Raw genomic sequence first — 26,493 nt, forward strand, 5'->3', positions numbered from 1 at the left:
ATACCGCATCACTCGATTGCTATTTTAACCAGTAGCCGCGCTGATATTGAAGATCCGCGTGTACAAAAGCTTGCTGATGATATTATAAAAGCGCAAAAGCGTGAAATCGCTGAGATGCAAGCGCTTATCACAGATCTAGAGTAAAAGATTATAAGAGTGTTTTAAACTAAGGAAATAGTAATCTATCGAATGGTTACAGTACTCATGTAGGTCCCTTCACTCAAAGTTCTCATCCACCGCAGATTCAAAATCCTACTAGTCAAAAAGGTAGTGAAAGGATTAATAGGCATGGAACAAAACAGAACGACTCGTTATCAGCAAGATAGCCTAACCTTATCAGGCACAGTTATGCTAGGTACCGGTGTCATGATTGGCGCCGGTATTTTTGCATTGACTGGGCAGATGGCTCAGATGACAGGTTCGCTTTTCCCATTGGCTTTTTTGGCTGCTGCAATCGTTGTTTCTTTTAGTGCCTATTCCTATATCAAAATATCTAACGCCTATCCGTCAGCTGGTGGTGTTGCGATGTACTTGCATCAGGCATACGGAGATCGTTTGCCAACCGGGTTTAACGCCTTACTGATGTATTTTTCTATGGTTATTGCACAGAGCTTTCTGGCTCGGACGTTCGGGTCATATACGATGCAGCTGTTCGGTGGTGATGATAGTGGCCGTATGGTGTCCGTCCTTGGCGCAGCACTTATTCTTGCCGCATTTCTAATTAACCTACTCAGTAATCGTTGGATCCAAGGGGTCGCCTCCTTTATCGGTATCCTAAAGATTGTCGGTATTCTCGTTTTTGGATTGGTAGGTGTATGGCTGGCCGATAGTCTTGCAGTTGACTCTTCTACTTTAGGCGATGCGAGTACCGTTGGTAATTTTCTTGGCGCAACGGCGCTAGGTATACTGGCATTTAAGGGCTTTACCACAATAGCTAATAGTGGCTCAGAGGTAAAAGATCCACATCGTAATGTTGGTCGGGCTATCGTTATTTCGATTGCAATCTGCGTAGTGATTTATACACTTGTGGGTTTCGCTGTAGCAAGCAATCTATCTCTTGCCGAAATTATTGAAACCAAAGACTATTCCTTGGCTGCTGCCGCACGGCCAGCGCTTGGCGATTATGGTCTGTGGTTCACAGTGGTAATCGCAATGGTAGCTACCGCTGGCGGTCTCCTTGCTAGTATCTTTGCAGTATCGCGGATGCTTGCTATGTTGACCGAAATGAAGCTAGTACCCCATCGTCATTTAGGGATACCAGGAAGCGTTCAAAAACACACGCTCGTCTACACCGTAGTTCTAGGATTGGCTTTCACGACATTGTTTGATTTGTCACGGATTGCAGCGCTTGGGATTGTTTTTTATCTAATCATGGATATCGCCATTCATTGGGGTGTTCTGCGATACCTTCGGCAAGATGTGAAAGCTGTGATATGGGTACCGGCAGTGGCCATACTTCTTGATCTTTTGGTTCTCGGGGGCTTTGTCTGGATTAAACTGAATTCAGATCCATTTGTGATTGGCGTGGCAATTGTCACTATTATAGTGATTGCTGTGGCTGAGCAGATTTACCTCAAGTCGTCAGCAAGGAAAAAGGCTATAGAAAATGATGCGCTTGCACACCAGCATTGACAATAACATTACTAGCTGTAGGGATATGCTATGATGAATGAAACAATGATGCAAGGCATGGGCTGGGGCGGTGTGATTATCTGTATGCTATTTGCTGTACTGTTTCTCACCGTGCTCGTGTTGGCTATTATGGCAATTCTGAAATATTTGCGCAAAGAAAGCAGGGAAAACGCGTTGTGAATGAACTATTTGAACACGCTGGCGCCTGGGGCATCGCGCTAATTGTTATTGTTTTGATTTCTTGGTTCTTTTACCGTTATTTCGCACCGAAGAACTGGCGTGAATGGGCTGGAGCCGGCGTAGTTCAGGCTTTTATTATTGCGCTCTACGCAGAGATGTATGGCTTTCCGCTCACCATTTATTTATTGATCCGTTTCTTTGGTTTGGATAGCGAATATGTCAGTGCCAGTTTATGGTCAACTCTTGTTGGTCTAGGTGAGACGGGCATGATGATCTCAATGCTACTTGGCTATGCTATTGCATTTTTAGGAGTTGGTCTTTTTGCTCAAGGTTGGCGCCAAGTCCATAAAGCACGGGTCGAAAATCGCCTAATGACTGAAGGACTTTATGCCTACGTGCGACATCCCCAGTACACTGGGCTGTTTATTGCGCTATTTGGGGAAGGCGTAGTGCATTGGCCAACGCTATTCTCAATCATTCTATTTCCAGTGATCATACTAGTGTATACATGGCTCGCTCGACGTGAGGAACAACATATGCTCGAAACATTTGGTGAAGACTACCTTGCCTATAAACGGCAAGTGCCGATGTTCATCCCCCGTTGGGGACGTTGGCGCCAGCTGGCTGCCGCCTCACAAGTTAAAAAGTGATGTCAATTCAGCATGAAAATTTAACTCACACCAAGTGTTTATAGTTGAAATAGATAATCAAACGGTCGGTGAGCTAGCATGGAATGTGTTTTGCAAAACTAAGGAGAGTCAAGATGAACGAAGTGAATTCAAAAGCGAATACTTTAGGAATTGGCTCTGTGGGCAACAGTGTGTCTCTGTTTCTGCTCATCAGCTATCTCTTGTGCATAGGCTTTGGCCTACTCGCACCTGAGCAGATAAGTATGCATGAGGCTTGGGCACCGCTGCTACCTGGTTTTGAATGGCTGACATGGTCAGGTTTCCTAATTGGATTTGTTGAATCCTATCTTTATGGTTGGTATTTCGCGATTGTGTTTGTACCGCTATATCGCTGGTTTGCCAAAGCACGATGAGTTTAGCGTAGCCATTGAATCTTCGGCTCAGATAGGTCAGCTATGCTGAGAACGACGAATAGTGCGCCAATCTTGGATGGGATCAAAAGCTGGCGACTTAGCCCTAAACTATCATTGCAATCAATAACGGGAACATAGTCATGAAACACGATACGACAAAAAATACTTCGAACAGCGAAGACCATGATTGCTGTGACGGTACAGTGAATACAGGCATAGAACCTAATAAAGATACCACTTACGATAAGGTGCCAACTGGCTATAGCGGAACCGTTTATACCTGTCCTATGCATCCTGAGGTCAGGGATACTGAAAAGAGTAATTGTCCGATATGCAAAATGTCTCTTAAACCTGAAGACACTGTTGCCGAGATGGTAGCAATGAAAGATGACCATGCAAGCTGCCATAGCGCGTCAAATACCGATGCCCATTCTACTGAAGATAGTAAGTACGATAAAGTACCAGAAAATTATAGCGGAACCGTTTATACCTGCCCGATGCATCCTGAGGTCAGGGATACTGAAAAGAGCGATTGTCCGATATGCGGCATGTTCCTTAAACCTGAAGACGAGGTTGTTGATGAAGACAGTCATGCAAGTTGTCATGGTCATGGAGCGGATACTTCTAACAGCACTGATGTAAAATCTATCAAAGGCGGTAAATACGACAAAGTTCCTGCTGATTATGATGGCACGGTCTACACCTGTCCTATGCACCCTGAAGTCAGAGATGTTGAGAATAGTGGCTGTCCAATATGCGGCATGGCACTTGAGCCTGAAACGCTTACTATCGGTGAAGAAGATACCTCAGAGCTCGATGATATGACTCGTCGATTCTGGGTTTGTATAGTACTGACTGTACCGCTATTAATATATGTGATGAGCGGTATGTTTGACGTAAACGTAGTTAATTTCAGTCAGTATGGTATCTCATCACAGATCTTACAATGGGCTGAGTTAGTGCTTGCGACCCCTGTCGTGCTTTGGGGCGCCGCCCCGTTTTTTGTCCGTGGTTGGCAGTCTATAAAAAGCCGCAATCTCAATATGTTTACTTTGATTGCGATAGGCGTAGGTGCTGCTTATATTTTTAGTATTGTCGCGACCTTTTTTCCCAATATTTTCCCAGACAGTTTCAGAGACGCTAATGGTCAAGTCGGTGTGTATTACGAAGCGGCAGCTGTCATTGTAACCTTAGTACTTTTGGGTCAAGTATTAGAGCTCAAAGCCAGAAGTCAAACTTCAGGCGCGATTCGAGCATTGCTTGAGCTCGCACCGCCGACTGCAAGACGTGTCGATGAAAATGGCAACGAAGTCGAAGTCTCGCTTGATGAGGTCGTCACTGGCGATAAGCTACGGGTTAAACCGGGTGAGAAACTACCCGTAGATGGTACAGTGATCGATGGCAATAGTAATGTTGATGAATCAATGGTAACGGGTGAGCCAATCCCTGTATCAAAAGCACAAGGAGATACAGTCACTGGCGGTACGGTGAATGGCACCGGAACACTATTGATCGAAGCGGTCAATGTTGGAGCAGATTCGGTATTATCCAAAATTGTACAAATGGTTGCTGAAGCTCAGCGTAGCCGCGCACCTATACAGAAATTGGTAGATAAGGTAGCTGGGTGGTTCGTACCGATTGTGCTTATCTGCTCCGTCATTACCTTTATTGTCTGGGCGATATTCGGCCCTGAGCCCGCTATGGCTTATGCTTTGGTTAATGCGATTGCGGTACTGATTATTGCTTGTCCTTGTGCCCTTGGTCTGGCGACGCCGATGTCAATCATGGTTGGTACTGGCAAAGGCGCACAAAACGGCGTCCTCATCAAAAATGCTGAAGCGTTAGAGAGTATGGAAAAAGTCGATACTATTGTCGTCGACAAGACCGGAACATTGACCGCTGGTAAGCCCGAGCTTACTGCAATTGACGCGCAGGTAGGTCAAGATGAAGACGAGTTCCTCGCATTGGTAGCCGCAGTAGAAAGTGCCAGCGAGCATCCTTTGGCAGAAGCTATCGTTAGAGCGGCTCAAGAAAGATCACTCATTATTCCTAAAGCTACTGACTTTAATTCGACTACTGGCGAAGGCGTACAAGCCGTGGTCGATGGTAAGAACGTCGCTATTGGTAACTCTAAGCTTATGGAAAGCCTAAATAGTTTTGATAATGAGCTGTCCATTAAAGCTGATGTCCGTAGAAAAGACGGTGAAACGGTAATGTTTGTGGCTATAGATGGTAAAGCTGCTGGTATTATTTCAGTTGCTGACCCTATTAAACCAAGCACCAAAGAGGCTATTTCACTGCTTCATGACGCGGGACTAAAAGTCGTCATGCTAACGGGTGATAACGAAAAAACCGCGCAGGCAGTCGCCAATAAATTAGGTATCGATGAAGTCCATGCCGACGTCTCACCAGAGGACAAAAACCGTATCGTCAAAGAGATGCAAGATAGCGGTAAATTGGTAGCAATGGCAGGTGACGGTATCAACGATGCGCCCGCACTAGCGCAGGCGAATGTTGGTATCGCTATGGGTACAGGAACAGATGTGGCGATGGAGAGTGCGGGTATTACCCTGCTAAAAGGTGATTTAATGGGTATTGCTAAAGCTTATAAGCTTAGCCACGCCACCATGCGCAATATCAGACAGAACCTGTTTTTTGCCTTTATTTACAATGCACTTGGTGTCCCAATTGCCGCAGGTGTGCTCTATCCCGTATTTGGGCTTCTACTTAGTCCAATGATAGCAGCGGCAGCTATGAGCTTGTCGTCATTCTCGGTGATTGTTAACGCGCTTAGACTACGTAGGTTAGACTTGTGATATGAATGTTAGGAAAAATTGTCAAAACGTAATGCCCAATACGGGTTTTATTAGAATTTAAAAATAAGGATATCGTTATGGGTAGTTTTTCTATTACACATTGGCTGATTTTATTGGTTGTGGTGGTGGTCGTATTTGGCACCGCTAAGCTTAAAAATGCTGGTAAAGATTTAGGCGGTGCAGTAAAGGGTTTTAAAGAAGCAGTCAAAGATGAAGAAACCGAGCGTGCTCGCAATAATCGTTCACTTGACCATGAAAATAGTACGCCAGCTACAAGTAATGATTTAAATACGCAGGTAGGGGCTCAGGCTGATGGTACAGAAATCAGCCCTGTCACCACTGATGATCAGCACAAAGTATGAAGCGAGCCGCTTATAATTAGCGGCACTAAATAGTCTTTTAATATATGTGACTGTTATGTTTGATATCGGATTTTCCGAGTTACTCTTGTTTGGCGTCATAGCCTTAATCGTATTGGGCCCAGAAAAACTGCCGCAGGCCGCGCGTACGGCTGGGCAATGGTATGCCAAACTGCGCCGTACAGTATCCACTCTACAGTCTGAAATAGAAGCTGAGCTTGATCTGGCTGAAACGCGCCAACAAATGCAAAATGAGCTTGCAAAAATTCGTCAGACTGAGTCAGATATGAAGCGTGAACTAGCAGAGATGCGCGGTAGTATGCAAAAGTTTGAAGACTCGCAGAACCAAAGCTTAGATGCTTCACATCAACCAATCACCTCTTATGATAAAGAGCATCAACCGAATACTTCCTCCTCGTTCATTAAACAGGAGGCGGATCAGTGAGCCTATTTGAAAAGCGAAAAAGTCGACAAGAAAAAATCGCTGCTACGGAACTTGAGGCGCCAACAGATACAACACAGAATAATGAGTCTGGAGATAGGTTAGGTACGCTCAGTGATATGCCTATTACCGAACATTTAATAGAGCTGCGCAAGCATCTCATCAAAATATGCGTGGCCGTCTTAATTATATTCTTAGTATTGGTAGGATTTTCACGCGAGCTTTATAATCTTTTATCAGACCCATTAGTGGCTCAGTTACCCATCAATTCGACCATGATTGCCACTGATATAACGTCAAACTTTATGGCTCCCATTCGCTTAACGATATTCGTCGCCGCATTTTTAGCAATGCCTTATATCTTGTATCAAATTTGGTCATTTATAGCTTCTGGCTTATATAAAAAAGAGAAGAAAATTGCTATTCCTGTGCTGTTGTCTTCGATATTTCTATTTTATACGGGGGTTGCTTTTGCCTACTTTGTCGTGCTCAAAGGTGTATTGAAATTTTTTATCCTATTCGCGCCGCAGAACGTTATACCGATGACCGATATTGATAGTTATCTGAGCTTTGCCCTCAAGTTGTTTATGGTGTTTGGACTGACTTTTGAGATTCCAGTGGTTACCTTACTACTGATAATGGTTGGAATCGTTTCTACTCAGAATTTAGCAGACAAGCGTCGTTATATTATTGTCGGCTGCTTTGCGGTTGCAGCGGTAGTAACACCGCCTGACGGCATATCTATGCTATTGCTAGCGATTCCGATGTGGCTACTGTTCGAGTTAGGTTTGTTTTTAGCAAAAATGTTAATCAAAGAAGAACATAAAACTGTCTAACCTCGCAAAATAGCTATAGCGCACAATGACTATTTTATAAAACAACTATAAAAACAACCTTATCTTAAACATTTCAAATACCTTTTTTACTTTGGCTGTCTTCTAAACCTTATCAGCATACCCACTAAACTTAGTAATGAGATTTAAATGGAACACCTAAGCAATAACCAAGATAAAGTGAATGACAATCTTGCAGATCAACTTAATAAAGAGTGCTATTGCCGTACTTTAGATCGTAAAGTACTTAATATTATCCTTCAAAATCAATTGTCAGACACTAGAGACAACCCAATAGGAGCTAATGAGCTTAATAAGATTTTTTCAGCAACACCGGTGTTTGTCCCTAAAACAGAGATAGAGACAATGGTGCGAATCGTCGCAGCTATTGAGTCGGCTGCTAAACTTCCATCTTACCAACAGCAAGTATTGTCATGGGCACCCAAAATTGCTGCTTTCGATCCAGGGCCAATAGGAGCCTTTATGGGTTATGACTTTCACTTAGGTAGCGATGGCCCTCAACTTATTGAGATCAATACTAACGCTGGAGGCGCATTTTTAAACGTAGCACTTGCCCGCGCACAAAAACAATGCTGCCACCCTTCCGAGCAAAGTGCTGAGACTACTAAAATGCTTGATGGGTTTGAAGAAGCCGTCACTAACATGTTAATACAAGAGTGGCAGCGACAATCGGCTACTGCCATGCCTAATCGCATAGCTATTATCGATAATGATCCCAAAAGCCAGTTCATGTATTTAGAGTTTCAGCTGGCTTGCCGACTACTTCAAGCTAAGGGCATTGATACTGTTATACTTGATCCGTCTGAACTTAACTATGTTGATGGCAAGCTGACAGCGCATGGTAAGCCCATTGATATGATCTATAATCGGTTGGTCGACTTTGCATTTGAAAACCCTAATCACGCCGTGCTTAAAAGTGCCTATCTAGAGGATGCTGTGGTGGTGACACCCAATCCCCATGTGCATGCTATATTTGCGAATAAGCGTAACTTAGCCTTACTATCCGATCCGCAGACATTGCGCGCTTGGGGACTAGATGAGGCTGCAGCGAGGTACCTTGAAAAGTCTGTACCAAAGACTAAGCTTGTATCAAAAGACGAGGCAGCAGAGTTGTGGCGTACTCGGCGACAGCTGTTTTTTAAGCCAGTTGCTGGTCATGGAAGCAAAGGGGTCTATCGCGGTAGCAAGCTGACTCGACGCGTTTTTGAGAACATTCTGGATGAGGATTATATCGCACAGACCTTTGTTCCTGCAGGAGAGCGATCAATAAAAATCGATGATGTTGTGACGACCAAAAAGGTAGATATACGTCTCTATACCTATGCAGGACAGCTGTTACTAACTGCTGGGCGTATCTATCAAGGTCAGGTGACTAATTTTCGTACACCAGGGGGTGGATTTGCGCCTGTTTTCCAAGTGTAATGGTGTAGTGAACTAAATAGCACCAACTGCCTTTAATGCTAACCTCTATTACTTGGATATCTGCCAACCTAAGAACATCCATTTGACAGTGTAGATTAACAGTATCGGAATGACCACCCACTGAACGAGCGGCAACGCACCTATGCTTAGTAACGGAACATCAGGCATCAGCCCACTATAATTCCACCTTTGGCCAGCGCCAGTTGCCCAGTATTCAAAGAGTATTGTTATGGTCAGGCCAACGGCAAGGTATATCGATAAAGTCGACAGACGCCACGGCTTTGCAATCCAGAGCCAATCTTTTACAAACAATGCCGCAAGCACGTAAGCGCCAAAAGCAATATTGGCATCACCGACGGTCGCACGCGTACAAAGCCAAACCACGTCCCAGTGTCTCGCTTCGGCCATACCGGAGAAGAACGGTACCTGTGCCATCTCCCAAAAAAAATGGAGAAAGAAACCTACGCACCATATCATTAGGGCAAGCACAGCTGATGTTGCTGCTCGGCGGGATTGGCTTACAAGAGTCATCATTCCTCCAAAAATAGCCATAGCAATAAATGCAGTTCTATGTTTACTCGTTCGTTATTACTAGACCGAAACGCCGCTTACTGGCGTCTCCCAACGGCAGATTAGTATGTTGCCTGCTGCGCGTGTTTATCAAGGTCAGGTGACTAACTTCCGTACACCAGGTGGTGGATTCGCGCTTGTCTTTCAGGTGTGAAGGTATACCTCAGATCGTGTATGATACTCTTAGAACACTTTTTAAAACACCCTCTTAGTTCGGAAAAAGCGATGAGTCAAACCGTTATCCATTATTTTCTACATTTTGGCATGCCGTTGATCATCGCCTATATGTTTTTTCGTAGTGACTATAAGCGAGTTTATTTGATTCTATTAGCAACCATGCTAGTTGATTTAGATCATCTGCTAGCGACACCTATCTTTTCGCCCAATCGCTGTAGTATTAATTTCCATCCGCTACATACTTATTATGCGATGGCAGTATATGCGGGCATGTTGTTTTTACCAAAGCCCTATAAGGTAATTGGTTTAGGATTATTACTGCATATGTTGACTGATTTAAATGACTGCATAATGACTGCATAATGATTGTCCACAGTGCTTGAGTGAGGCTCCTGCCCTTGAGTTGGTAGCATGGTTAGGCAGAGCTATTAAGTTTTAATACGGTTGGGACTACATCCCTTTGTACCTCTCTCACAAATCATCTCTTTAATGACTCCTAGAAGTAGATATATCGCTATCCAATCCTGAATAAGTCTTCGCATTAGACAGCTTGTGTTCCAATTCGAGGATTGAGTTTGTCTAGCTTGTTACTCTAAGCTTAGTGAGATAGCTCTGTTTCTAATCAGGTATAGCGGCAAGAACTAACCGCTACTTCTGCAGTTTAGTATGACTATTCAATGTGCCACGTGTTGTATCAAGCAGATCGGCGACGTTATTTAATAAAATATAGTCTCTTTATCAACAAGAAAGGAATTTAAGCTATATCATTGATGATATTAGACAGATAAGTGGTTATGCAAGAGACGTGGGTATACTAGATAAGCTAGGCTACCATACGGTAGAGGAGCAGTCATCAAAGGTTGTTAGTTGCGTTGTTATCTACACTGATCAAGATAAGGGAAATAAGCTACCTATAGTTTAACTGCTGGCAAATCGATTGACAGGTGGAAGGCATGCACACAAACTCATAGCTCATTCATTATTAAAGAGTGGACTGTCTCTTATGTTTTTATATGTATAAAATAGCCAGCCCTTATAAATAAAAGGCTTGATCTAAAATTCAGACATAAAAAAGCCTCAAACAATATAATGCTTGAGGCGAAATTTGAACAAAACTTAAGCTATAAATAGTGGTGCGCTCGGCGGGAATCGAACCCACGACCCTCGGCTTCGGAGACCGATACTCTATCCAACTGAGCTACGAGCGCATAATACGAGTTGACTGCTAGGTTGCTCAATACTGCGTTTAATTGAGTATTATTGGCAGGGCAGTCTGTCGAAAAATAAAGACCGCCTAGTCTAACAAATAAAAGCCAGAAAGCCAATGAGCGAAGCCCGCTATTGACGTTTTTTAAGAAAAAACAGGATAGTCAGTAAACAAGCATGGCAATTTGCCCGTCTTTTCCCTTATAATGTCAGGGAAAATTCATATTTATAATCACCGATTACAAGTGCGCGCGCTGACGGGATGGCTGTTTGCTATTGATGACGAAATGTTTGTCGTCGAAGGAGGATAAACAGAATGTCCAAATCATGCGAGCCCTTGTATCTGTAATAAGAGAACGTGACGAATGAGAAAAGTAGTGATGTTATCGGCAGCTGCCATTCTAGGAATTGCTAGTATCGCGGTGAGCCAAGCGGAAGATGTTGCAGGCACACCTGTAACTGTCTCTGATGTAGCAGAAGCGCAAGATGTGGTCGAAAACGCGCCACAACAGTTAGGTGATGATACCCAAGCTGCCGCCGATACTACAGATGACACTGCTGCGGTCGATGCGAGCGGGCAAGCAGACGGTACTACAGATGACGCTGCGGCAACGGAAGAAGTGGCAGCAGCAGCGCCTGCGGCGGATGAAGAACCCATTCCACAAGATACGCCGCAAGTACAAAAGCTCATTGCTTTGTATCCTAACTTGATTGCTCGTATTCAGCCTGTCGCTACAGTATGTTTCGAAGACGATGAGGTTTGTGATGTAACGGCACGCTCATCAGGTCCTTCGGCAGGTGATGGCCCTCGCGATGGCAAAGCAGTATACAATGCCGTATGTCAGACTTGTCATGCTTCAGGTTTACTTGGTTCACCTATGTTAGGGGATGCAGGGGCTTGGGGACCACGTATAGCAAAAGGTAAAGATACTCTATATACCCATGCGATCAATGGCTTCAACGCGATGCCTGCTAAAGGTGGTGCGGATATCCCTGATGAAGAAGTTCAGAATGCGGTAGATTATATGGTTGGTGAAGCCAGCTAATTATTGCTCAGCCATTACTGACCGTGATGAATAGCTTACTAAGCTTTTAAGATACGCATTGACTAAGCGCTTATTTCATTTAATGAGGTAGGCGCTTTTTTAATGATGAGTATTATTAATATGGTGCTTCTAATAGAACACAGTTGAAATTCGTTGCTAATAGCCTCACCTTAAGACATTAGATTGTCTCTTCCAAATATTAGGGCCTGTCATCAATTAGCGTATTTATACATTTGCTGGTCTTAAAATAACTAAAGCCTGTTAAACACTGTCAGAAATGTTGTCAATATATTCATATCTACGGCGATTTCCTTCTTATTTAGCAGCAGTATTTCTCATTTTAAGCCGCACGATCTAAATGATGCCACGCCCTAGTATTTTAATAGTCAATTTCCACATAAATTTATAACAAATAAAGAGGTTTGCATGTCTGAGGCACCAGCGCTTACGATAAAAAATTTATCCAAGACTTATGACAATGGCTTTTCGGCATTGAAGGGAGTAGATCTCACAGTACCACAAGGTGGATTCTTTGCGTTACTTGGTCCCAACGGGGCGGGTAAATCAACAATGATTGGCATCATCAGCTCACTTTTTAAGCCCACAACAGGCAGTGTGCATATTTTTGGCAATGACTTGTTAGAGAACCCTTCGGTTGCTAAGCAGTATCTTGGCGTAGTACCGCAAGAGTTTAACTTTAATATGTTCGAAAAAGTCGAAGATATTCTGATTACACAAGCAGGCTATTTTGGTATTTCTGCCAAAGAAGCAAAACCTCGGGCCGAGAGACTATTGACCGCGCTTGGTTTATGGGACAAGCGCGACAGTATGTCACGCGAGCTGTCAGGTGGTATGAAACGTCGTTTGATGATTGCCCGAGCGTTGATCCACAAGCCTAAACTATTGATTCTCGATGAACCAACCGCAGGGGTAGATATTGAGCTGCGCCGTTCTATGTGGGAGTTTATGCAGCAGATTAATATCGAAGAGAACACCACGATTATTCTGACCACTCATTATCTTGAAGAGGCAGAGCAGCTCTGTAAGCGTATCGCTATTTTAGACCATGGTGAGATTCGAATTAATACGGATATGAAGGATTTGCTCGCGCAGTTATCGGTTGAGACCTTTGTCTTTGATATTTCTACTCCGCTTGAGCATCCGTTACAATTAACAGGTGTCACCGAAGTGACGCAGCCAGACGATTTTACGCTTGAAGTGACCTTAACAGAAGGTGAGTCATTGAATGGCGTGTTTGCGCAATTGTCTGAGCAAGGTATTACGATTGCTAGTATGCGTAATAAATCCAATCGGTTAGAAGAGTTGTTTATGCGCCTTGTCGACAAAAATATCCAGAATGGAGACAGTATGAAGGAGTCAGGACTATGAATCAGAAAATAGTAGTAGACCCTAATGACAGCATGTCATGGTCCAAAAAATGGATTGCTTTTCAGACGATTTTGCTAAAAGAAGTGCGCCGTATTTTACGTATTTGGCCACAGACTTTATTGCCACCCGTGATTACTATGACGTTATACTTTGTTATCTTCGGTAGGATGATAGGCGATAGAGTGGGCGAGATGGGCGGTGTGCCTTATATGCAATTCATCGTTCCTGGTCTTATTATGATGGCGGTGATTACCAATAGTTACTCTAATGTGGTCTCCAGCTTTTTTAGTGCCAAGTTTACTTCGAGTATTGAGGAGCTGTTGGTTTCTCCTGTCTCTAAGCACGCTATCTTGATGGGTTATGTCAGCGGTGGTATCTTCCGCGGCTTGGCCATTGCTATTATCGTCTCCATCGTCGCGCTGTTTTTTACGGATCTTGGCATTGAGCATTTATTTGTGACGGTATTTACTGTGCTTGGCACTTCGATACTCTTTTCGCTTGGCGGCTTTATTAACGCCGTCTTTGCCCGCTCATTTGATGATATTTCTATTATTCCGAGCTTTGTATTAACCCCTTTAACCTTTTTGGGTGGGGTGTTTTACTCAATGGAAGGGTTATCAACATTTTGGCAAACCGTCTCCTTACTCAATCCCATTGTCTATATGGTAAACTCGTTTCGCTACGGGATTTTAGGGTATTCTGATGTCAATGTCTGGTATTCAATGGCCGCGATTTTTGTATTCTGCGTGGTGTTTTATATCATCTCGTATCGTCTGCTCAGTGATGGCTCGCGTGTGCGATTGTAAATATGATAGCCATCACTTGTCATAGATAGCTTGTAATCAATAGACTGATAACCTTATCATAAGAGCCTAATATTGTTGGGCTCTTTTTTATGCTTAAAATTTCTGTAAGAAGTATGAGTAAGGCTTTTACAGCCACGTTATTGAGTACAATTACAAGCATTGCCATCGCAGCCCCATTTGCGACAATGGATGATTATGATTGGGTCGTCATGAAGACGCCTTGAGACCCTGCATCGTATAAGTATAATTGCCATAATGACTACAACTATGAAACTTATGATGCTTTACAAAACTGCCTGTATAACTTGAGGGAAGATGCAGATAATGCGTTTAGTAAGCAATGGGGTATCAGCGATAAAGTAATTAGAGAGCGAAATGCAATTTATATTAAAGTCGCTAATCGTAAAAAACCACTAGTATTTGTTGATTATTCCAGTCCTTATGAGGAGGATTTTAATCCTTATTATTCTCTACAAGACTACGATAAATCACGGAAATTACTAACAATACATCAAAGCTTTTATGAAGGAGAGAGCTTGACAGTAGTTAATTTGGCTACTGGATTTTGGCAAGATTTTAGTCTCAGAAAGCTAAGTGTCTCTCCTGATATGAGATACATAGTCGGTTTTGAAAGTGAGTTGGGAGCGACGGAACATGTCAATATTTTGGAGCGACAAAGTGGTTACTATGAGGGCTACTATTTATATCCGTACACCCCATCATAAGCAGCCATTGGTATTTAAGGATTATCTTGAACCGTTTGAAGAAGAGTATAGGGCTCATTATCAATTGCAGGATTATGATAAATCACATCATCTGTTGCAGTTACTACGTACCTTGTATGAGACACAGTCCACCATTATCGTCGATTTAAATACAGGACATTGGCAAGAGCTCTACGCTACTGACCTTATGTTTTCAGACGATATGACTCATATTGTGGGGTTTAATGGTAGGCAAGATATGACTAAAGACATCGTAATATGGGAACGTCAAAAAAATAGCAATGATGGACGCTATACAAGGGTATTTGGTAGCAATGAACTATATGAGCAAAATTATGATAACAGTAAAAAGCATGAAGTATACGAAGCACGAGATATTAGTTGGACAGCCGATAATAAAATCAATGTTGATTTCTTTGATAGGGTGAATCCAACAGATACCGTAGCGTTTAGAGCGCGTTATATTTATGCGATAGATGATAGAGAGGGTACATGGCAAAGAGTTTTACCTGATAACGATACTAATAATTAAGCAATGATAAAAAGGTCTGACTCTCATATGCAAGCAGTTCAAACAGTCGTTAAATTAACCCGTATTTGTATGGCGAGTACATTACTTTTAGTGCTATCAGTGTCAGCGCAAGCAAAATTACCCAAAGCAACAATGGATGATTATGTTTGGGAGGTCATAGACGCCCCTATTTATCCTAACTTGGGTGAGACTTGTAATAGTAAAAATGAGCTGAAACATCGAGATTGCTTGGATCAGAGTGCGATGATTTATAATCAAAATCTCATCGAAAAACTACAATTATCAAAATATGTTTCTCGTCAGCTAAACCAGACCACTATTACGATACCCAATCATGAAGCGCCTATCATATTGACCGATAAGCCTGTACAAGACGAAGACGGGGATGGCCTTAGATATGTTTATCTCATAAATCGCTACGATAAGGATAAAAACTGGCTTTACCTATCTGGACAAGTCTATGAAACTAATAACACAGTATTGATTAATCTAAACACCGGTTCTATACAAGAGTTTGAAGGATCGCATTTGACATTTTCACCAGATATGACTTATGCAGCCACGGTTAAAGTTGAGTTTCCAGGTGAAGAAGAGGTTATCATTTGGAAAAAAGACAAGTACGGTAGCTATCAGTATGATAAAAACAATATAGATTACGATAAATTTCGGCAACACTTCAAGTTTTATGACAGTCGTAAGTATAGTCCCATGCCTTATAATGCAAATCTTGAATGGGTTACCAATGATAGCTTATTAGTAGATTTTTATTTTAAGATGAATGAGCATGACACTATTGCTTATCGAGTACGATTTAATTATGTGAAGACAGAGCCTACCTCAGACTGGCAAATGATTCCCATAAAATAGCCCATTGCTGTAAAATAACGTGTTTCTGTTTCATTATATTTAAGTATGAAAGGTAAGTGATTTATGAGTATCCACGGTATTTTAGGTGAGCAAACCACCGACTATCCAACTGAGTATAGTCCAGAAACCTTGTATCCTATTGCCCGCAGTATGGGGCGCGCTGCTATTGGCTGGCAAGACGATAAGTTGATGGTTGGCGTCGATTGGTGGCAGGCATTCGAGATGTCTTGGCTTAACCAGCAAGGTATTTCACAGGTTGCCATCGCGCGCCTTAGTATACCCGCTAGTTCTCCATTTATCGTCGAGTCAAAATCACTCAAGCTATATCTAAACAGTATCAACTTTACTGAATTTACTAATTGGGTAGAGGTGCAGACGCTGATTGCTAAAGATTTATCCGCCTGCGTGCAAGCAGACGTACAAGTTGAGTTGTTTGGTCTAAATGATGACCTGAATGATAAAGCAACAGGCTTATTGATTGCTCAGCCTGAAGGTGTTTGTATCGATGATGCCTTAGCAGGTAGTAGTGATAAAGTCGCATTATGCGAGCATCCCGATGCCTCGTTATTGAGTAACGCTGAAACGAATGTTAGTTTAGAAATAGAACGCTCTCAGTCCTACAATTTTTATTCAAATCTATTGCGTAGTAATTGTCCGGTGACCAATCAGCCCGATTGGGGCACGCTTGCGGTTTCGATTATCAGTGATAAGACAGTCGACGAAGCTGCAATGCTGCGTTATATTTTAAGTTTCCGTCAGCACAATGGCTTTCATGAGCAATGTGTCGAGCAGATATTTGCTGATTTGAGTCAGTACTATGAGCCAAGCGAGCTGATGGTTCGTGCGTGGTATACGCGCCGAGGCGGTATCGATATCAACCCTTGTCGCGTGAGTGATATCAGCTTATTGCCGAAGCCAAGCCGCTTAATTCGTCAGTAGACTAAGAGTGCTTGCTAATATTCATCAAATCCGTTTATATACTTATATAGGCAAATGTTATTTTGCTTTGCTTGGGAGGTCGAGATGAAAGATGCAACTGGTTTTTTGACGGCGCTAGCGGCAGCTGCTTTGTCTGTTTCTCTCATGCAATCGGCACAAGCGGAGTTTATCGAAAATCAATATAACTGTGAAGACGCTTATATGGAAGTGGCTTATGATTGTGGTAACGATGCAATTATAGTCGAAAAAAATCGTCTTAATAAAATTTATATGAGTGCTTACCGTACTTTGAATACGACACAAAAAGAGCAGTTGGATAAAGAGCAGCGTATATGGTTAAAGAATCGTAATGATAAGTGTGACTTTGAATACGAAGGTCCAATGAATAATTCTGTGGTGTACGCCCAGATTAACGCGAATGTCTGTACTGCTAATGAGAGTCAGAAACGTAGTAAGGCGATTGCTAAAAAATATAATATCAAATAACAATTTTCATTTTTTTATAAGTAAAAAAAGCGCCTATCTCATTAATTGAGATAGGCGCTTTTTATGGCACAGTCTGTGCTAATCAGACTATTTGCCGCTTACTTTTGCTATGACTTCTTCACGGCTAAGCATTTGCTTTTCTGCTTCACGGCGATTGACGTACTCGTATTTGTCTTCAGCAAGATTGCGGTCAGAGACCACGATACGATGCGGAATACCAATCAATTCAAGATCAGCAAACTTAACACCTGGACGCTCGTTACGATCGTCGAGCAACACATTGACACCTTGAGACTTTAGCTCTTCATACAGCGCAGTAGCGGTTTGCATGACGGTTTCTTCTTTTGACTTCATCGGTATGATAGCGACTTCAAAAGGCGCAATCGAGTCAGAAACAGTCGGCGTTTTTGGCCACATGATACCGTTTTCATCGTTGTTCTGCTCGATTGCAGCGGCGATGATGCGACTAACACCAATACCGTAGCAACCCATCATTAGGGTAACTGGCTTGCCATCTTCACCTGAAACCTTGCAGTTCATCGCTTGTGAATACTTATCACCCAGTTGGAAGATATGACCCACTTCGATACCGCGTTTGATTTTTAGGCTACCTTTACCGTCAGGAGAAGGGTCGCCTTCTTGGACATTTCGAACATCGACGATGCGGGTGAGACGGGTATCTCGTGCCCAATTCATACCAATAGTGTGCTTGTTAACTTCATTCGCACCAGTGACAAAGTCTGACAAGGCTGCTGCCGAGCGATCGACAAACACAGGCATATCTAAGTCAACACCAATATAACCTTTATGCAGACCAGCTGCTTTCAGTTCTTCATCAGAAGCTAGCGTCAACGGCACGTTGGCTTCTTCGATTTTTTCTGCTTTGATGGTGTTTAATTGATGATCACCGCGCAGCACAATCGCAATCAGCTGTGGCTCATCGTCTTCGGTATGACCATGGACGATTAAGGTTTTAACCGTGGTTGATAATGGGATGTCTAAGTGTTCTGCAACCATTTTACAGCTGGTCATATCTTCGGTTAAGACGTCTTCACGTGCCATCTTAGGCGGCTGACGCTCAGCAGTGCTGACAGATTCTGCTAGTTCAACGTTGGCTGCATAGTCAGATGAGTCTGAGAATGCAATATCATCTTCGCCACTGTCTGCCAAGACATGGAATTCATGCGAGGCAAAACCACCGATAGAGCCTGTGTCCGCTTGTACTGCACGGAAATCTAAGCCCAAGCGGGTAAAGATACGCGTATAAGCGTCATACATATCATGATAAGTTTTAGCCAATGAGGCCTGATCAACATGAAATGAATAAGCATCTTTCATGGTGAACTCACGCGCACGCATCACGCCAAAACGTGGACGAATCTCATCACGAAATTTACCTTGAATCTGAAAGAAGGTAATCGGTAGCTGTTTATAACTACGTAGTTCGCCTTGGGCAAGATTGGTGATGACTTCTTCATGGGTTGGACCAAGCACAAAATCGCGATCATGGCGGTCTTTAAAGCGCAACAGCTCAGGACCGTAATCATCAAAACGTCCGGTCGTTTGCCAGAGTTCTGCTGGCTGAGTCATTGGCATGAGCACTTCTTGTGCACCGACATTTTGCATCTCTTCACGAACAATACGTTCGACTTTTTGTAAGATGCGCAGCCCCATGGGCAACCAAATATATAGTCCAGAAGCGATTTTGCGAATAAGACCGGCGCGCACCATCAATTGGCTAGAGGCGATATCAGCATCACTAGGGGTTTCTTTTAGAGTGGCAAACAAAAATTGACTGGCTTTCATAAATAAAGCGTAACCTTATCAACGATAAAAAAAATAAGAAATAGTAGGATGTTGAGCGTGTGGCTGAGAGTTTCAGAACCGCCGCAAGCTTACCTTTATTACTTGGTAATAGGCTAGGACATCGCCTAGCTAAAGGATGATTTCACAAAAAATACTTCAGTAACTACTTCCTGCATACAGCAGGGGAAGTTTTTAATTTATGCATCAATATATCGGGCTATTCAAACACCAATTTTCAGGCTAGAAGCCCGAAAAATAAATATATGCTGACATTTTTGTTCATGCAATCTGACTATGTTAGGTAAAGTTTGCCTAAGACGCAATGACTTTTTGTTTTTTCAGGCCGAACGTGACGTAAACAGGTAAATATCACCACAGTAACTCGATGATTTACTGATTCTAAAGGCATTTGTGTGGAAATGTGTGGAAAGATATCGTGCTTTACATAGAGGTATTCATTAAAAATTATGTAGAGGATTGGTAGTTATTACTTGAAGTCGTTGCTCAAAAATAGCATTTATCATTTAGGACGTGATCTTTTGTATAGTCCTGACTGTGTAGTCCTAAAAGTATGTAGTTATAAAAATAAACGATGAAACTTTAAAGGTGCTTATATGAACCGTCCTGATAATCGATCTTCTGTTAATGCTAATAAGACCAATCCACAAGGCAAAAAACCCATCGCCACAATGTCGTGGATTGTATTGTTTTTTGGTTTGGCAGCGCTCGTTTTTGCTATTTATACTGCGCAAAATATAACTGAAGAAGCGCCGATAGAGACCATCACTCGTGAGGGTGTGGTCACGAAGATTCAGCAGCTCAATCGCCTACAAACGGTCGCCTTTAGCGTAGATACTGTCATCACAAGCCAGCGTCCAGGGAGCTGGATGAAGTTATGGCAAGATGAGCAAAAGGGCTTGTTTATCGCCCGTGGTCGCGTAGAGGCAGGGATTGATCTGAGTGCATTGACGCCTGGAATGGTGCAAGTGATACCACCTACTACAGCGCAAATTAATGCCAGACTAGAGGAGGTACAGGAAGGCGATAACAATACATCAGCTACTCCAGCTTCTATGATGCCGCAGATTAATATTACTTTGCCGCCTTCAGAGATATTTTCAGTCTATTTGGATGATATCGAGATTTATGATTGGCAGACAGGGGCTTTTGGCATGATGCAAGTGGATCCTAAAATATTTGACCAAGCACAAAGTATGGCGAAAAAAGAAGTGCTTGAACGTGCCTGCCGTGGTGATGTCATGAATATGGCACTACAGAACGCCCAAACGCAGTTGCAGCAACTGTTTGCGTTGACAGGTGCAATTGTGACGGTTACTACTCAAGGGGCAGGCGCGTGTCAATTGCCAGTAAGTACGTCGTAGATTTTGAGACCCAAATGCTTATTGAGGGCTCTAGTCAAGGCATCTCTTCATTTTTAGCCCACTTAGTTGCTTCCATTCAGATTGAGGACACGCCCTAATATTTTTAGTTTAAAATTATCGATAACCACGCTATCATAGTGGTATATAATGAATTTATTCTAAAAAAAGAATAAAGTACTACTGAAATCGATTTTTCAAAGCCTACGTCTAAATGATGACACGTCCTAGAAAAATTTATACCAGTCTTATAAATATTGATGATAAGAAAACTCATATAATATAAGAGGTGATGCATATGACAATTTTCAATAATCAACCTGCTACTAATGATAAGCGCGATAAATCGAATAAAAACCTCAAGCTGACAGAAAGACTTCCGTTTGCGACATGGATATTGTTAATTATCAGCTTCACCTTATTAGCATTTGCTTTGTATAGCATTCTAATAAAAACAGTAGAGACGCCCAATAACACTCACAATGTTGATGTTCCCGAAAGCACTATGACGGAAGTTAAGTAGCGAAGCGGTTAGTCAGTCAAGTGTTTTTTAGCCAATAGACCTTATTCTATGAATATTCGTCTCCCTATGATGCCGTGCTTCATTATTTTTTAAATTCAGCAATCGCCAGTTGCCGTACCGCTTTGTGTTCGACCATTGGTGCGGGGTAATCTACCTTCCCAAACATATCGTCGGTGTTGATAGCTTTACGTATTTTGTCTTCGCTATGCAAGGTGCTGGCAGGCATATCCTTTAATTCAGGTAACCATTCCTTTATAAATTCCCCATCAGGGTCATGCGTTTTGGCTTGGCTAAAAGGATTCATAATACGGAAGTAGGGTGCAGAGTCCGTACCGGTCGAGGCGCTCCATTGCCAGCCGCCATTATTTGAGGCAAAGTCGCCGTCTATCAGCTGCTGCATAAAATAACGCTCGCCCCACCGCCAATCAATCAATAAGTCTTTGGTCAAAAACATCGCGGTGACCATGCGCAAGCGATTGTGCATAAACCCTGTCGCATTTAAGCAACGCATCGCGGCATCGACTAAGGGCACACCAGTCCTGCCCGTACACCACGCATCAAAATCTTCTTGATGATACGACCAATTAATCTTAATATCGGTCTCATGTTTATAAGCCTGATGCTGAATAAGCTTTGGTTTATCCGCTAATACATGACGATAAAAGTCTCGCCACGCCAGCTCACTGATCCAGCGGTTAATATCTTCATTGTCGCCATCGTTACCATGCAGTTGTTCTTGTGCTTTAGCCGCTTGCAAGTAGCAAAGTCTGGGACTGATGACTCCAATCGTCAAATACGCTGATAATTGACTGGTGGCATGCAAGCTTGGCACATCGCGGCTCACATCGTAGTTATGAATATCATCCGCAACGAATTGATCTAAGCGGTGACAAGCCGCCACTTCTCCAGCAGGATAGGCGTCACGTGCGTTAGTAAGCTGTGCCTCACTATCAATATGACTGAGCTGGGTATTATCTGCTAACGACTGTTGATAGTCCTCAACCACTTTTTGGCCTAATGCTTCTATCGCGTCAACGGTGTTTGCTGCCTTTTTTGAGATTTTCAAAGCAGCCTTGTTGCTATCGATATCACTATCGATTGCTAAAGCTTTATGCAGTTGTATGTTGCTAACTTCCAAGGTATGCCGCCACTTTTTATAAAATGGGGTAAATACCTGATACATACTATCGTCATTGGTGGTGATGCTTTTCGGTGGTAAAATGCATTGATCATGCCAGCGTATAAACTCGATGTCGTTTTTTGCAAGCAGCTTATTCACTTGTTCATCGCGTTCAATCTCATTACCCTCATATTCACGATTGGACATGACGCAGCTAATATTATTGGCTGCACATAAGGCGTTTAATGAATTCGCACAATCAGAGAAACTGTCGCAAACTTGTACATGCAAGGTGATATTTAATTGTTTGTGCAAGTCATTTGCCAATATAGGCAAGGTACGGGCGATATGATCGAGTTGAACCAATGACATATCGTGCGTTTGCCATTGCTCAGGCGTGAGGAAAAATACAGCGCTTACTGATGCGTCATTATCATGGGCACGCTCACAAAGCGCTGCTAAAGCAGTGTTGTCATGTAGGCGTAGATCACGGCGAAACCACATCAAATAATGGGCGGGGCTAGTGCTGGTATTATCATTGTTATTGTCATCGTTGTTATCAATGGTATTGGTAGTTGCCGCCGTTGTGTTAGACATTAAGTATCCTCATATTAATCAATCGCAATCATAAACAAAACTATGAATAAAAGTATGCTAGGATAAGTTTTTGGATGCAATTGATTTACTCATTGAGTAACAAATCCTCATCATTTTATGCTTAATCGCTATGACAGCCAATATATGGCTGCTGTATTTTAAGGTCACACCATGCACGTGAAGTTTTGCGGGTTTACCGACGTAGCTGATATTCATACCGCCACCCAATTGGGTGTAGATGCGGTCGGCTTGGTATTCTATCCGCCTAGTCCGCGTGCTGTGACTATTGAACAAGCCAAAACCTTAAGCACCGCCGTTCCTGCCTTTGTCAGCGTCGTCGCCTTGGTGGTTAATATGTCACACGAAGCGCTGGTTGAACTAGCTGATAATGTCGCATTTGATATCATTCAATTCCACGGTGATGAAAGCCCTGAGCAGTGCCAACAACTGGCAAATGCGGTCAATAAACGCTGGATAAAAGCCTTACGCATCAATGCGGAGCAAGACACCCTTGCTAGCGTGAGCGCGTGTATTGATAGCTTTGCAGCGGCAGGGGCGAGTAGTATTTTGCTCGATGCTTATCATCAGCATAAATATGGCGGTACGGGTGCGCGCTTTGATTGGAGCCTTATTCCTCACCATAGCTCGTTACCGATTGTCTTAGCAGGCGGTCTTGATGCCCAAAACGTCGCTGCGACGACAGCGCTGCCCATTTACGCCGTTGATGTCAGCGGTGGCATCGAGGCAGCTAAAGGTAAAAAAGATGCTGCCAAAATGCGCGCCTTTATGAAAGCGGTCAAACGCGATCGATGGCAAAGCGTGACGGTCACTGACACCATCTAAGCGATTCATAAAGCACCTTTATCCTTATTTGGTCGTTATTCCGATTTTCTGCTTAAATCTTATTTTTTCGTTCTCCACTATTTATATTAAAAAATACCACTTATTACAGTAGGAATTATCATGAGTCATGTCGCTAACAAAGATTTATCAGCCACGGCACAAGCCGTTAATACTTTTACCAATCCAACTGATGTGCAAGACTTCAATCAGTATCCCGATGCCCGTGGGCACTTTGGTGTGCATGGCGGTCGTTTTGTCTCTGAAACCTTGATGGCAGCACTAGAAGAGCTAGAAGCGCTTTATACCAAAGTCAAAGCAGATCCGGCGTTCTGGGAAGAGTATCATAATGATTTGGTCAATTATGTCGGTCGTCCAACACCGCTTTATCATGCTAAACGTTTGAGTGATGAGATCGGCGGTGCGCAAATTTACTTTAAGCGTGAAGACCTGAACCACACGGGCGCACATAAAGTAAATAACACTATTGGTCAGGCACTGCTTGCCAAAATGTGTGGCAAACAACGTATCATCGCTGAGACTGGTGCAGGACAGCATGGCGTAGCGACTGCGACGATTGCCGCACGTTTAGGGCTAGAGTGTATCGTCTATATGGGTGCCGATGATGTTGAGCGTCAAAAAATGAACGTCTATCGTATGCGTTTACTTGGTGCCACTGTCGTGCCGGTTACTTCTGGCTCACGTACCCTTAAAGATGCCATGAATGAAGCCATGCGTGATTGGGTTACCAATGTAGATAGCACGTATTATATTATTGGTACCGTTGCAGGGCCACATCCTTATCCGCTACTGGTTCGTGATTTTCAAGCGATTATCGGTAAAGAAGCCCGTATTCAGCATTTAGAAAAAACAGGAAAAATGCCAGATGCATTGGTTGCTTGTGTCGGTGGTGGCTCAAATGCCATTGGTTTGTTCTTTGATTTCCTAAATGATACTGATGTCAAAATGTATGGTGTCGAAGCGACAGGTGATGGTATCGAAACAGGTCGTCATTCAGCGCCACTAGCAGCGGGTCGTATCGGTGTACTGCATGGTAACCGTACTTACCTAATGGCAGATGATGATGGTCAGATTCAAGAGACGCATTCTATCTCAGCTGGTCTTGATTACCCTGGTGTCGGTCCAGAACATAGCTTCTTAAAAGACATGAAGCGCGTTGAATATGTCGGCTGTACCGATAAAGAAGCGCTAGAAGGCTTCCATGAAGCCACGCGTAAAGAAGGTATTATCCCTGCGCTTGAAACTGCTCATGCCGTCGCGTATGCATTGAAACTGGCCAAAACAATGACACCTGATCAGACGATCATCGTCAACATGTCGGGTCGTGGTGACAAAGATCTGCATTCAGTCATGAAGGCAGAAGGGATTGAGATGTAATTGCAGCTAGTTTTATACCTTACTAGATTCTTCTTTATAAGAAAAATTGTTTGACCTTTTATTGTTCAATATAGATTATTAAATGAAAGGTCAAACAAGCCAGTTTATAAACATTAAGAGAACACTATGACCAGAATTGAAAGTACCTTTGAGATCTTAAAAGAACAAAATAAAAAGGCCCTAATCCCTTATGTGATGGCAGGCGATCCTAATCCAACCACTACCGTAGGTCTGTTGCATGACTTAGTCAAGCACGGCGCAGATATGATCGAAGTTGGTCTGCCATTCTCTGACCCAATGGCTGACGGCCCTGTGGTCGCTTTGGCTGGTGAGCGTGCATTGGCTGCCGGTACGAGTACCCGTGATGCGCTAAAAATGGTCGCTGAGTTTCGTCAAACAGATACACAGACGCCAATCATTTTGATGGGCTATCTCAATCCTGTTGAAATCATTGGTTATGATAACTTTGTTGCGCTGTGTGAGCAGTCTGGCGTCGATGGTATCTTGATGGTTGATTTACCACCAGCAGAGGCGGGCAGCTTTACCCAGCACTTAACTGACAACTCGATAAATGAGATTTTCTTACTATCACCAACCACTTTGCCTGAGCGCCGTAAGCAAGTGCTAACCCATTGTGGCGGTTATATCTATTATGTGTCATTGAAAGGCGTGACAGGTTCAGCAACGCTAGATACAGCTGCTGTGGCGACCCAAGTACAAGCCATTAAAGCCGAGACAGACCTTCCAGTATGTGTCGGGTTTGGTATCCGTGATGGGGCTTCTGCAAAAGCGATTGGTACTCATGCGGATGGGGTGATCGTTGGAAGTGCGTTGGTACAGAATTTTGCTGATATAGATGCGAGCGATGCTACGGCTGTTGCGGCGGCTCAGCAAAAAATCATGGCTAAGATGGACGAGTTACGCGGCGCGTTGGATAGCTTGAGCGCTTAGATTTATATAGTCATTGCCTTATATAGCGATCGCCTATAGAAATCATCGGTAGAGGAGAATGGGTCGCGGTTGCTGATGGCAGGCGACTCACTAGCATTCATCATCGACCTTATATAAGTTCCACTGTGTGAGCCTGAGAAATAGTCAGTAGCGTAGCCACGTTGATGTATGGTTTATAAAGACTTAATATTTATGAGCGCTTAATATTTATAAGCGCTTAATATTTATAAGCACTTAGTATTTATAAGCACTTAGTATTTATAAACACAAGATCAAATGACTTTGCTAAATTTAGTTTACGAGTGTAAACTAATATAATTATGATAGTGGTTTTTAAAATAGCATTTGTTGATACTCCTATCGCTGATCTTTATCCATAAGTACGATAG

At 43.0% G+C, this 26,493-nt stretch carries 27 protein-coding genes and 1 tRNA gene; 24 read left to right on the forward strand and 4 right to left on the reverse strand.

The window, feature by feature from the left end; genetic code table 11:
• From J5X94_RS11590 to J5X94_RS11635, 10 genes are all read left to right on the forward strand, one after another.
• Positions 1 to 144 (forward strand): DUF305 domain-containing protein (locus tag J5X94_RS11590; protein ID WP_210541411.1); only part of this gene is annotated, 144 nt, incomplete at its 5' end.
• A gap of 144 nt (positions 145 to 288) precedes the next feature.
• Positions 289 to 1,632: an APC family permease gene (locus tag J5X94_RS11595; protein ID WP_210541367.1), complete on the forward strand. Its 1,344-nt coding sequence runs from the start codon at positions 289 to 291 to the stop codon at positions 1,630 to 1,632.
• Positions 1,633 to 1,662: 30 nt separating this feature from the next.
• On the forward strand, positions 1,663 to 1,812 hold the full coding sequence (locus J5X94_RS11600) for a hypothetical protein (protein ID WP_210541368.1): 150 nt from the start codon (positions 1,663 to 1,665) through the stop codon (positions 1,810 to 1,812).
• Positions 1,809 to 2,462 (forward strand): isoprenylcysteine carboxylmethyltransferase family protein, encoded by a 654-nt coding sequence (locus tag J5X94_RS14050; RefSeq protein ID WP_323128909.1) that lies wholly within the window; start codon positions 1,809 to 1,811, stop codon positions 2,460 to 2,462. The genes J5X94_RS11600 and J5X94_RS14050 overlap by 4 nt, the downstream gene beginning before the upstream one ends.
• 113 nt (positions 2,463 to 2,575) lie before the next feature.
• The gene (locus tag J5X94_RS11610) at positions 2,576 to 2,854 is read left to right on the forward strand and encodes a DUF5676 family membrane protein (RefSeq protein WP_210541369.1); all 279 of its coding nucleotides are present in this window, start codon (positions 2,576 to 2,578) and stop codon (positions 2,852 to 2,854) included.
• Positions 2,855 to 2,994: 140 nt separating this feature from the next.
• Entirely contained in the window at positions 2,995 to 5,670 is a 2,676-nt protein-coding gene (locus J5X94_RS11615; RefSeq protein ID WP_228293248.1) for a copper-transporting P-type ATPase, read from the forward strand.
• A gap of 77 nt (positions 5,671 to 5,747) precedes the next feature.
• Complete coding sequence (tatA, locus tag J5X94_RS11620) at positions 5,748 to 6,032, forward strand: Sec-independent protein translocase subunit TatA (RefSeq protein WP_194621050.1); 285 nt, start codon at positions 5,748 to 5,750, stop codon at positions 6,030 to 6,032.
• Positions 6,033 to 6,087: 55 nt separating this feature from the next.
• Positions 6,088 to 6,474 (forward strand): Sec-independent protein translocase protein TatB, encoded by a 387-nt coding sequence (gene tatB / locus J5X94_RS11625; RefSeq protein ID WP_194621049.1) that lies wholly within the window; start codon positions 6,088 to 6,090, stop codon positions 6,472 to 6,474.
• On the forward strand, positions 6,471 to 7,307 hold the full coding sequence (gene tatC / locus J5X94_RS11630; RefSeq protein ID WP_194621048.1) for a twin-arginine translocase subunit TatC: 837 nt from the start codon (positions 6,471 to 6,473) through the stop codon (positions 7,305 to 7,307). Before tatB ends, tatC begins: the two co-directional genes overlap by 4 nt.
• A 147-nt stretch (positions 7,308 to 7,454) precedes the next feature.
• Positions 7,455 to 8,747 carry a hypothetical protein gene (locus J5X94_RS11635; RefSeq protein WP_210541370.1) on the forward strand — a complete coding sequence of 431 codons (1,293 nt, stop codon included), beginning with the start codon at positions 7,455 to 7,457 and terminating at the stop codon, positions 8,745 to 8,747.
• Between the two features lie 48 nt (positions 8,748 to 8,795).
• Here J5X94_RS11635 and J5X94_RS11640 read toward each other — a convergent pair whose 3' ends face one another.
• On the reverse strand, positions 8,796 to 9,182 hold the full coding sequence (locus J5X94_RS11640) for a hypothetical protein (protein ID WP_228293249.1): 387 nt from the start codon (positions 9,180 to 9,182) through the stop codon (positions 8,796 to 8,798).
• 360 nt (positions 9,183 to 9,542) lie between these two features.
• On the opposite strand from J5X94_RS11640, the gene J5X94_RS11645 reads away from it, so the two are divergent.
• Positions 9,543 to 9,857, forward strand: a complete 315-nt coding sequence (locus J5X94_RS11645; protein WP_228293250.1) for a DUF6122 family protein — start codon at positions 9,543 to 9,545, stop codon at positions 9,855 to 9,857.
• Positions 9,858 to 10,625: 768 nt separating this feature from the next.
• Here the strand turns inward: J5X94_RS11645 and J5X94_RS11650 are convergent.
• Positions 10,626 to 10,702: transfer RNA gene (locus tag J5X94_RS11650), tRNA-Arg, on the reverse strand.
• A gap of 363 nt (positions 10,703 to 11,065) precedes the next feature.
• Between J5X94_RS11650 and J5X94_RS11655 the strand changes: the two genes are divergently transcribed.
• The 8 genes from J5X94_RS11655 to J5X94_RS11690 all read left to right on the forward strand — a co-directional run bounded on the left by J5X94_RS11655 (position 11,066) and on the right by J5X94_RS11690 (position 17,490).
• Positions 11,066 to 11,746, forward strand: a complete 681-nt coding sequence (locus J5X94_RS11655) for a c-type cytochrome (protein WP_194621045.1) — start codon at positions 11,066 to 11,068, stop codon at positions 11,744 to 11,746.
• A 426-nt stretch (positions 11,747 to 12,172) separates the two neighbouring features.
• Positions 12,173 to 13,135, forward strand: a complete 963-nt coding sequence (locus J5X94_RS11660; RefSeq protein ID WP_189586204.1) for an ABC transporter ATP-binding protein — start codon at positions 12,173 to 12,175, stop codon at positions 13,133 to 13,135.
• Positions 13,136 to 13,167: 32 nt separating this feature from the next.
• Positions 13,168 to 13,941 carry an ABC transporter permease gene (locus tag J5X94_RS11665; RefSeq protein WP_189586377.1) on the forward strand — a complete coding sequence of 258 codons (774 nt, stop codon included), beginning with the start codon at positions 13,168 to 13,170 and terminating at the stop codon, positions 13,939 to 13,941.
• Positions 13,942 to 14,246: 305 nt separating this feature from the next.
• Positions 14,247 to 14,666, forward strand: a complete 420-nt coding sequence (locus tag J5X94_RS11670; protein ID WP_210541371.1) for a hypothetical protein — start codon at positions 14,247 to 14,249, stop codon at positions 14,664 to 14,666.
• Entirely contained in the window at positions 14,629 to 15,198 is a 570-nt protein-coding gene (locus J5X94_RS11675) for a hypothetical protein (protein ID WP_210541372.1), read from the forward strand. The genes J5X94_RS11670 and J5X94_RS11675 overlap by 38 nt, the downstream gene beginning before the upstream one ends.
• A gap of 27 nt (positions 15,199 to 15,225) precedes the next feature.
• The gene (locus J5X94_RS11680; protein ID WP_210541373.1) at positions 15,226 to 16,065 is read left to right on the forward strand and encodes a hypothetical protein; all 840 of its coding nucleotides are present in this window, start codon (positions 15,226 to 15,228) and stop codon (positions 16,063 to 16,065) included.
• Positions 16,066 to 16,128: 63 nt separating this feature from the next.
• Positions 16,129 to 17,004 (forward strand): NADPH-dependent 7-cyano-7-deazaguanine reductase QueF, encoded by an 876-nt coding sequence (queF, locus tag J5X94_RS11685; protein ID WP_210541374.1) that lies wholly within the window; start codon positions 16,129 to 16,131, stop codon positions 17,002 to 17,004.
• 84 nt (positions 17,005 to 17,088) lie between these two features.
• Positions 17,089 to 17,490 carry a lysozyme inhibitor LprI family protein gene (locus tag J5X94_RS11690; protein ID WP_210541375.1) on the forward strand — a complete coding sequence of 134 codons (402 nt, stop codon included), beginning with the start codon at positions 17,089 to 17,091 and terminating at the stop codon, positions 17,488 to 17,490.
• A gap of 87 nt (positions 17,491 to 17,577) precedes the next feature.
• On the opposite strand, the gene J5X94_RS11695 is transcribed toward J5X94_RS11690, so the two are convergent.
• The gene (locus J5X94_RS11695) at positions 17,578 to 19,296 is read right to left on the reverse strand and encodes a proline--tRNA ligase (protein WP_010196605.1); all 1,719 of its coding nucleotides are present in this window, start codon (positions 19,294 to 19,296) and stop codon (positions 17,578 to 17,580) included.
• A 614-nt stretch (positions 19,297 to 19,910) separates the two neighbouring features.
• Here J5X94_RS11695 and J5X94_RS11700 point away from each other — a divergent pair.
• Entirely contained in the window at positions 19,911 to 20,678 is a 768-nt protein-coding gene (locus tag J5X94_RS11700) for a DUF4230 domain-containing protein (protein ID WP_210541376.1), read from the forward strand.
• Positions 20,679 to 20,973: 295 nt separating this feature from the next.
• Positions 20,974 to 21,198 (forward strand): hypothetical protein, encoded by a 225-nt coding sequence (locus J5X94_RS11705; protein ID WP_210541377.1) that lies wholly within the window; start codon positions 20,974 to 20,976, stop codon positions 21,196 to 21,198.
• An 82-nt stretch (positions 21,199 to 21,280) separates the two neighbouring features.
• Here J5X94_RS11705 and J5X94_RS11710 read toward each other — a convergent pair whose 3' ends face one another.
• Entirely contained in the window at positions 21,281 to 22,915 is a 1,635-nt protein-coding gene (locus tag J5X94_RS11710; RefSeq protein ID WP_210541378.1) for a cryptochrome/photolyase family protein, read from the reverse strand.
• Between the two features lie 171 nt (positions 22,916 to 23,086).
• On the opposite strand from J5X94_RS11710, the gene J5X94_RS11715 reads away from it, so the two are divergent.
• The 3 genes from J5X94_RS11715 (at position 23,087) to trpA (ending at position 26,104) form a co-directional block, all read left to right on the forward strand.
• Entirely contained in the window at positions 23,087 to 23,758 is a 672-nt protein-coding gene (locus J5X94_RS11715) for a phosphoribosylanthranilate isomerase (RefSeq protein ID WP_210541379.1), read from the forward strand.
• Between the two features lie 192 nt (positions 23,759 to 23,950).
• On the forward strand, positions 23,951 to 25,153 hold the full coding sequence (gene trpB, locus J5X94_RS11720) for a tryptophan synthase subunit beta (RefSeq protein WP_210541415.1): 1,203 nt from the start codon (positions 23,951 to 23,953) through the stop codon (positions 25,151 to 25,153).
• Between the two features lie 126 nt (positions 25,154 to 25,279).
• Complete coding sequence (trpA, locus tag J5X94_RS11725; RefSeq protein ID WP_210541380.1) at positions 25,280 to 26,104, forward strand: tryptophan synthase subunit alpha; 825 nt, start codon at positions 25,280 to 25,282, stop codon at positions 26,102 to 26,104.
• Positions 26,105 to 26,493 lie beyond the last annotated feature (389 nt).

It is taken from the genome of Psychrobacter sp. K31L, assembly GCF_017942195.1.
Taxonomy (GTDB): domain Bacteria; phylum Pseudomonadota; class Gammaproteobacteria; order Pseudomonadales; family Moraxellaceae; genus Psychrobacter; species Psychrobacter glaciei.